Below are 7,696 nucleotides of genomic sequence, written 5' to 3'. Positions count from 1 at the left end.
AAAATTAGAAGTTCAAAATTAGAAATTGGGGGAAATCGGCCTTCATGGAAAGTTGAAAAGGATTTTCATTTGATCGGGATTGGCGAATTGCTGGATTTATTCAGACACGTTTATTTAACAGTTACCACACACCCAACTGCCGCCCGATGGTTTTGAGCTGCCCGATATGATAGCTGTTGTGGTGCAGTGCCGTGATGGCGGCCCAGGCGAGGGTTTTTCCATTGGGATGCACCTCAAACAGCTGCCGCTCCGGGTCCTGCACGATCAGGATCATTTCCTGGAGTTCTTTTTCAAAAGCATCGATGGCCTGCTGCCACTCCTGTTCGCTCGCAGGCTGGTGATTTTCGGGCCAATGCGCATCGAGCCAATGCGCATCGAGCCACACTTCCTGGTTTTGTTGCGGGTCCTGCATGAACCGGAGCAGGGTTTGCTGCCTGGCCCGCATGTGCCCCAGCAGCACCCAAGCCGAAAAGTGCAGGCCATTTAACATGACAGCGGCTTTTTCGAATTGAAACTCTCGGAGCAGGATCACGTTCGGAGCAAAACCACCCGTAAGGAGCTCCACCAGGTGAGTTCGCAACAGCGTATCGGGGTTTGTGTGTGAGGTCATGGTGTAGGGTTATGTTTGGCCGTTGGCATCAGGTTGAGTAATCTTATAAGATAGATTGGGCATAAGAGATGGCCGTTACCTCCACCTCTTCCTGGGTGCGGCCCAGGCGTAGCGTGACTCTTTGGCCCAGCCGGGCGCCGGCAACCGACCTGGCAATGGGGGCCACAAACGCTATCAAGCCATCTGCCACGGAGGCTTCGTCTACGCCTACAATTGTAAAGGTTCTTTCAGTGCCAGGTTTGCCGCCTTTCAGGGTGCGGAGGGTAACGGTGGCTCCGAACCGGACTTCCTCAGGAGGCTGCTCCTGTGGTTCAACCACTTTTGCGCTTGCTATGCGCTCGTTCAAGGCACTTCGCCTGCCGTTCAGGATGGTGAGCTGTCTGGTCCGGTTGGCTTCGTCGTCGCGGTTGGCTTCTGCTTGAGTGCGCTCGGCCTCCAGTTCGGCCAGCTCATCCTTAAGCAAGGCCAGTCCGCGGGGCGTCATATAATTGGGCGTGCCTGGGGGCAGCGCCGCCCGGGGAGGGATTAGTGGTGGCTCTCCCGCATCATCTTCTTTTACAAACGCTCTGCTCATAGCTTGTAAAACGGAAGCCAGTGAAGGCAGGTTACTTTGTTTAGCTGAGTGCTAGAGTTTGTGAGTCAGGAGTTAGCGTGCTGAGTAATTATTCTAATGAATATAGCCCTCCAAAGGTTTGGGAGCATGATTAGCCGCAAGGGATGAGGCTACAGGTTAAACCGGTGGGTTTGGTCTTTTCTTGGTCCCCCGGATGGGTGTGGCAGTGAGCGGGTCGTCGGGCCAGTGGTGTTTGGGGTAGCGGCCACGGAGGTCTTTGCGCACGTCGAAGTAGCCGGTGGTCCAGAAGCTGCGGAGGTCGCGGGTGACCTGCACGGGGCGGGAGGCAGGCGACAGCAGGTGGATGAGCAGCGGCACTTTGCCGCCTCCGATTTTGGGCGTATCGAGCATGCCGAAGACTTCCTGCAAGCGCACTGCCAGCACAGGTGTGGTTACATCGGTGTAATCGAGGGCGATGCGGGAGCCGCTGGGCACCGGCAGGTGCGATGGGGCCAGCCTATCCATTTCCTGCCGCTGCTCCCACGAAAGTTTGGCAAGCAATATCTCATCGAAATCTAACCTGGTAACATGCTCCAGCGAGCGCAGGCCGGGCAGATGCGGCAAGAGCCATTCTTCAGCCGAGGCAGCCAGGGTGGTATCTGATACATCGGGCCATTGCTCCGGTGCCAGGTGGTGCAGGAAAGCCAGCCGCTGGCGGGTCCGCTGAGCAGTGTCTGACCAGGGCAGGCGGTCTATCCCTTTTTCGAGTAAAGCCTGCAGCAAGGCGTTTGCCACCAGTTCGGAGTCAGGATTGGGGAGGGCGGTTTCTTCCAGCACCAGCGCACCGAGCCGGGTAAACTGCCGCGCCACCACCCGCTCGGTAACTGCATCCCAGCGTACCTCCTGTAGCTGCTCCAGTTGCCCGGCAAAATGCTTCAAGATGTCGGCTTTGGCAACCGGAGCCGCCAATAGCACGCGTGGCTGCCTGCTCAGGTCCAGGTGCGCTGCACCATAAAAGTTTTCTTCCCCAAAAAGCTCTGTAGGCAAAGCAGCCCGTTGCCCGGAGATGAGCCTAACTTTACCAGATGACTCCCGCTGCGCCAGCCGGTCGGGGTAGGCGAGGGCGCTGAGCAAGCCAATGGCCTCTAGTTGCGTAGGGCTGTCGGGCAGGCGCATACGCTGGCGCAGGTTGCGGGCCTGCTCCCTCACGCGCCGTAGCGTGTTTTCGTCGGTAGTGAAGCCGGGGGTATGGGGTCTTTTGCCGGCCAACAGCTCCAGGCGCAGGTGCAGGTCCGGAAGGCTGTTTTCATTAGAGAAATCCATCGGCTTGAGGATGTCGCGCTCGGCCAGCAGGGCCGCCAGGTTGCAGGCGGTGGTGCCGAAGCCAAGCTCGTGGCCACGCATGACCAGGTGCCCCAGGCGCGGGTGCAGGCCCAGCGATGCAAGCGCTTTGCCATGTGCCGTGGGTTTGCCGCTGTGGTCGATGGCTTCGAGGCGGCGCAGCAGGTCTTGTGCCAGCGCCAGGGCAGCAGCTGGTGGTGTATCGAGCCATTTGAGGTCTGTGGCATCTTTTACTCCCCAAAGTGCCAGTTCCAGGGCGAGGCTGCTGAGATCAGCTTCGCAGATTTCGGGGGCCTGGCGTGGCGGGAGCTGCTGCTGATCGGCCAGCGTCCAGAGGCGGTGGCAGGTGCCGGGGCCTAAACGTCCGGCACGGCCACGGCGCTGATCGGCAGCCGCCTGCGACACGGGAAGTGTGGCCAAGGTGGTGAGGCTGGTGCGGGGAACAAACTTTGGTACGCGGGCAAAGCCTCCGTCAATCACCACTTTTACACCTTCTATGGTTAAGCTGGTTTCGGCGATGCTGGTGGCAAGCACAACTTTTCGCCTGCCCCGGGGAGCAGGTTGTATGGCCGCCAACTGTTTCGAGAGGCTCAGGTCGCCGTGCAGCACGTGCAGATCGGTGGCAGCGGGCAACTTTCCTTCCAGTTGCTCCGCCACCCGGCGCATTTCGCCCATGCCCGGCAAAAAGACCAGTATATCGCCTGCTGCTTCTGCTGAAAGAGCTTGCCTGATGGCTTTCGGAACCAGGTTCGTGAGGCGCTGGGCAGGCCGGGTGCCGGCAGCAGCAACCTCGGCAGGAGAGAGGTAATGTGTTTCGACGGGGTACTGGCGGCCTTCGCTCCGGATAACAGGGGCTCCGAGCCAGCTTCCTACCGCTGCGGCATCCAGGGTGGCACTCATCACGAGCAGGCGCAGGTCGGGGCGCAGAACGGCTTGTGCATCGAGGGCGAGCGCCAGGCCCAGGTCGGCATGCAGGCTCCGTTCATGAAACTCATCGAAAATGATGGCGGCAATGCCTTCGAGCGCAGGGTCTTCCTGTAGCAGGCGCGTCAGGATGCCTTCGGTTACGACTTCGATCCTGGTCTTTTTAGAAACGGCCCGTTCCATGCGAACCCAATAGCCCACGGTTTGCCCCACCGGCTCAGCTAGCAGGTCAGACATGCGCTGTGCTGCTGCCCGTGCTGCCAGCCTGCGAGGCTCCAGCACGAGTATTTTGCCATCGTTTCGCCAGCCGGACTCCAGCAGGGCCAGTGGCACCAGGGTGGTTTTGCCGGCACCGGGGGGCGCCTCGAGCACGGCTCTTGTGTTGGTGTCCAGTGCCTGCAGCAGCCGGGGCAGGGCTTCTTTGACGGGCAGGTCGGGCAGGTTTTGGAGTATATCAGAAGTTGGCATCACACCTCAAAATTCGGAATTCTTTTTGAAAAGTTCGCTTTTTGGTTTGGGCGGCATATTGCACTTCTGGTAAAAAAACTCCTTTTTGGGTTGCTGATGCTGCCTTATGCAATACTCAGGCAAAGTTTCCGGGGCAGGAGATGTCGATTAGAATTTTTGGAGGGCAAAGAATGAGGGAGAACTGGAGAAATTATTCGAATGGTTTTGGCCCTCCGGAGCGTGCTGGTGCTCCTGCTGCACGATTGCAGAAGCACCAGCACGCTCCGGAGGATATACTGCCTTCAGGCACTAATCCTCCGGAAATGGGATGAACACAAAATTGGTGAAGTCCTCGTCTAACACAAACAGGCAGCAGAACTCGTCGGGGTCTTTGTAGGCGGCCTCGAACTCTTCTACCTTGTCTTCTGCCACCAGTTTTCGCTGCACAAAATCCTCCAGGTATGAGGCAGAAATATCCCACTCCAGGGCCAGTTCCTCTTTGGCCAGAAATAAGGAGCCTACTGGCACTGGCGTGCGGCTAAATACAAAAATCGGGTATTTGGATATCTGGCGTTTGCGCACCTGGTACGAAGCCTCCCGTAACGTTTCGGCTACCAACACAAAATTCTGGGTGATGGTGCCGAGGTATTTTCCATTTAATTCCGGATCGTTTTCCATGGTTTTAATTTTTGAACACAAGTATCAAGACACAAGACAAAGGACTATTGTTTTCCCTAGAGACTTTAAGGATTAGGAGTTACAGGATACAAGGACTGACAGGATGTTTGCCCTGTCTTTCGTACGCGCTTCTCACCGACAAGATCCTTTTCAGGATGAAAAACGGGTAACCAGCTTTTTTTATCACCTTTGTAACCAACAAGCCATCTAACAATCAACAACCATCAATTATTTAAATGAAACAGCCCCTCCAATACCTTCTGTTTCTGCTGTTGCTGCTAATTTCAACTCTCAACTCTTAACTCATAACTTTTAACTCTTAACTTAACAAAGTTTTCGCTTTCAGCAGCACGATGTTTTCTACGTGGTGCGTCTGCGGGAACATATCTACGGGTTGTACGCGCAGCACGTCGTACTTGTCTGAGAGCAGCTCCAGGTCGCGGGCCTGCGTGGCCGGGTTGCAGCTTACGTACACAATGCGGTCGGCGTGCAGCTGCAGCAGTTTCTCCACCACGTCGGGGTGCATGCCGGCGCGTGGCGGATCTGTGATCACCACATCAGGCCGGCCATGGCGCGCGATTAATTCATCCGAAAGAATGTCTTTCATGTCGCCGGCATAAAACGTGGTGTTGGTGATGTTGTTTATCTCCGAGTTGATCTTTGCGTCTTCGATGGCGCTGGGCACATACTCAATGCCGATAACTTCGCGGCTTTGCCTGGCCACAAAATTGGCGATGGTGCCGGCGCCGGTGTAGAGGTCATACACCAGTTCGTTGCCGGTGAGGCCGGCAAACTCGCGGGTTAGTTTGTACAACTCATAGGCTTGCTCAGAGTTAGTCTGGTAAAAGGATTTCGGACCAACGCGGAAACGGATGCCTTCCATTTCTTCGTGAATATAAGGCGAGCCTTTGTAGCAGATCACCTCCTGGTCGTGGTAAGTGTCGTTCAGCTTGGGGTTTACCACATATTGCAGCGAGGTTATTTCCGGGAACCGCTCGTGCAGCATGTCCAGTACACCGGTTATCACGTCGGGTTCATTCCATTTCACGAGCAGCAGCACCATCAGTTCGCCGGTGTTGGCCGTCCGGATAACAAGGTTGCGCCAGAAGCCTTCCTGTTTCACGGCATCATAAAAGGGCAGGTCCAGCGCCAGCGCATAATCCCGCACCGCCAGCCGTATCGCGTTCGAAGGGTCGGGCTGCAGGTAGCAGTGTTTGATGTCCAGAATTTTATCGAAGCGGCCGGGTATGTGGAAACCGAGCGCGCGGCGCTCAAACTCCTGGCCCGAGTTTATCTGCTCGTTGGTGAGCCAGCCGTTCCAGGAGAAGGTGAACTCCAGCTTGTTGCGGTAGTACCTGTCGCGGTCGTTGCCCAGGATCGGGTCGAAGGGAGGCAGAGCCACTTTGCCGATCCGCTCCAGGTTGTCCTGTACCTGCTTCTGCTTGTAATGCAGTTGGGTGTCGTAGCTCAGGTGTTGCCACTTGCAGCCGCCGCACACGCCAAAATGCTCGCAGAACGGCTCTACGCGCAAGTCGGAGTAGCTATGGAATTGCACCGCGCGACCTTCCATAAAGCTTTTCTTCTTTTTAGTGACCTGAATGTCTACCACGTCACCGGGGGCCACGCCGCCTACAAAGATCACCATGTTGTTGTGGCGTGCCAGGCATTTTCCCTCGGCGACCATCTCTTCTATCCGGATCTGTTCGATAAGCTCGAACTTCTGCTTTTTCTTCTGTTTTCTCACGATGCTGCAAAATTAAGGAAAATTCGGGAGGAGTTTTTAAGATTTGAAAATTTGGAGATTAAGGTAAATGGCAGACGAAAAGAGCAGCAGCAGGAGTGGCAGTAGCTATGGAGGGCTGTTTTCATTGAAATAATTCAAGGGTTTATATGCTAATGGTTTGATGTGCTGATGTGCTACTTGTTCAAGTTGGGGATGGAGAGATTTTGATAGTGTGCAGGAGAGAGGGAAATATATTCTAAACTCCTAACTCTTAGCCATTAACTTTTCACTCCTAAAACGTCCTGTGTTTTAAAAAGCCTCCGAAGGGGCTTTTTCATTAGAATAATTGCTGCTCCCAGGCCTGCCACTGAGGCCTGGGAGCAGGTGCATGTAAGGAAGAAGAACGCTTTCACTGTTCCTTTCAGCATAAATAATAACTTTGCAGGAGCAGTTAAAACTGCGGTAAAACTTTGGTTACCATGAAAGATAAAGTAGTACTTATTACAGGCGGCACCTCCGGCATCGGCAGAGCCTGCGCCTTTGCCTTTGGCAGGGCAGGAGCGAAGGTGGCCTTTTCGGGGCGCGATGCGAAACGGCTGCAGGAAACGTCCCACGAACTAACAGCGGCCGGCATCGAGAACATCGCCATTAAGGCAGACGTGGCCGTGGAGCAGGAATGTGAGCGCATGGTGGCTGAAACGGTGGCCAGGTTCGGCAAGCTCGATGTCCTCATCAACAATGCCGGTATTTCGATGCGGGCCCTTTTCCAGGACCTCGACCTGGACGTGATCCGGAAGGTGATGGACATAAACTTCTGGGGCACCGTGTACTCCACTAAATTCGCGTTGCCCTATATTCAGGCTGCCAGGGGTTCTATTATTGGCATCTCCTCCATTGCCGGCTACCGTGGCCTGCCCGCCCGCACAGGTTACTCCGCCTCCAAGTTTGCCATGCACGGCTTCCTGGAGACGCTCCGGACGGAGCTGTTGCATTCAGGCGTACACGTGCTCATCGCCTGCCCTGGGTTTACGGCCTCCAACATCCGCAACTCGGCCTTGGCCGCCGATGGGCAGCAGCAGGGCGAAACACCGCGCGAAGAGGAGAAAATGATGAGCGCCGAAGAAGTAGCCGAACGGATTCTAAAAGCTACGCAGCAACGCAGGCGCGACCTCGTGATGACGCTGCAAGGCAAAATGGCGGTCTGGGTAAACAAGCTATTCCCGAGCCTGGCCGACAGGCTGGTGTACAATGTCATGGCGAAAGAAAAAGATTCGCCTCTGAAGAAAAAGTAAGTACAAGCACATTCAACAGACAAAAGCCAGAGAAGCACCAGTAGTCTTCTTTGGCTCTTGTTTTATATTCATCGGATGCTGCAAAATTAGAGCGCCCCCATAAATTCTAATTTTGAACTTTTAATTAG

Annotated in this window: 6 protein-coding genes; 1 reads left to right on the top strand and 5 read right to left on the bottom strand. The window is 55.3% G+C overall.

The annotated features are described in order from the left end of the window. Positions 1-121 precede the first annotated feature (121 nt). From FJM74_RS21960 to rlmD, 5 genes are all read right to left on the bottom strand, one after another. Positions 122-610: a hypothetical protein gene (locus tag FJM74_RS21960; RefSeq protein WP_187264800.1), complete on the bottom strand. Its 489-nt coding sequence runs from the start codon at positions 608-610 to the stop codon at positions 122-124. A 43-nt stretch (positions 611-653) separates the two neighbouring features. Then, the gene (locus tag FJM74_RS21955; RefSeq protein ID WP_187264799.1) at positions 654-1,184 is read right to left on the bottom strand and encodes a GreA/GreB family elongation factor; all 531 of its coding nucleotides are present in this window, start codon (positions 1,182-1,184) and stop codon (positions 654-656) included. A 156-nt stretch (positions 1,185-1,340) separates the two neighbouring features. After that, the gene (gene hrpB, locus FJM74_RS21950; RefSeq protein WP_187264802.1) at positions 1,341-3,896 is read right to left on the bottom strand and encodes an ATP-dependent helicase HrpB; all 2,556 of its coding nucleotides are present in this window, start codon (positions 3,894-3,896) and stop codon (positions 1,341-1,343) included. Between the two features lie 288 nt (positions 3,897-4,184). Next, the gene (locus FJM74_RS21945) at positions 4,185-4,553 is read right to left on the bottom strand and encodes a hypothetical protein (protein WP_187264798.1); all 369 of its coding nucleotides are present in this window, start codon (positions 4,551-4,553) and stop codon (positions 4,185-4,187) included. 319 nt (positions 4,554-4,872) lie between these two features. Further along, positions 4,873-6,297, bottom strand: a complete 1,425-nt coding sequence (gene rlmD / locus FJM74_RS21940) for a 23S rRNA (uracil(1939)-C(5))-methyltransferase RlmD (protein ID WP_317175595.1) — start codon at positions 6,295-6,297, stop codon at positions 4,873-4,875. 458 nt (positions 6,298-6,755) lie between these two features. On the opposite strand from rlmD, the gene FJM74_RS21935 reads away from it, so the two are divergent. Then, positions 6,756-7,568, top strand: a complete 813-nt coding sequence (locus tag FJM74_RS21935; RefSeq protein WP_187264797.1) for an SDR family oxidoreductase — start codon at positions 6,756-6,758, stop codon at positions 7,566-7,568. Positions 7,569-7,696: the final 128 nt, after the last annotated feature.

The organism is Pontibacter beigongshangensis, assembly GCF_014332515.1.
In the GTDB taxonomy this organism is placed as follows: domain Bacteria; phylum Bacteroidota; class Bacteroidia; order Cytophagales; family Hymenobacteraceae; genus Pontibacter; species Pontibacter beigongshangensis.
Note: the sequence above shows the minus strand (reverse complement) of the source record. Positions and strands in the feature narration are given on the sequence as shown.

Excerpts from the sequence above, each read along its gene's own strand:
- FJM74_RS21960 (WP_187264800.1), bottom strand. The coding sequence starts at position 610 with ATGACCTCACACACAAACCCCGATACGCTGTTGCGAACTCACCTGGTG.
- FJM74_RS21955 (WP_187264799.1), bottom strand. The coding sequence starts at position 1,184 with ATGAGCAGAGCGTTTGTAAAAGAAGATGATGCGGGAGAGCCACCACTA.
- hrpB (WP_187264802.1), bottom strand. The coding sequence starts at position 3,896 with ATGCCAACTTCTGATATACTCCAAAACCTGCCCGACCTGCCCGTCAAA.
- FJM74_RS21945 (WP_187264798.1), bottom strand. The coding sequence starts at position 4,553 with ATGGAAAACGATCCGGAATTAAATGGAAAATACCTCGGCACCATCACC.
- FJM74_RS21935 (WP_187264797.1), top strand. The coding sequence starts at position 6,756 with ATGAAAGATAAAGTAGTACTTATTACAGGCGGCACCTCCGGCATCGGC.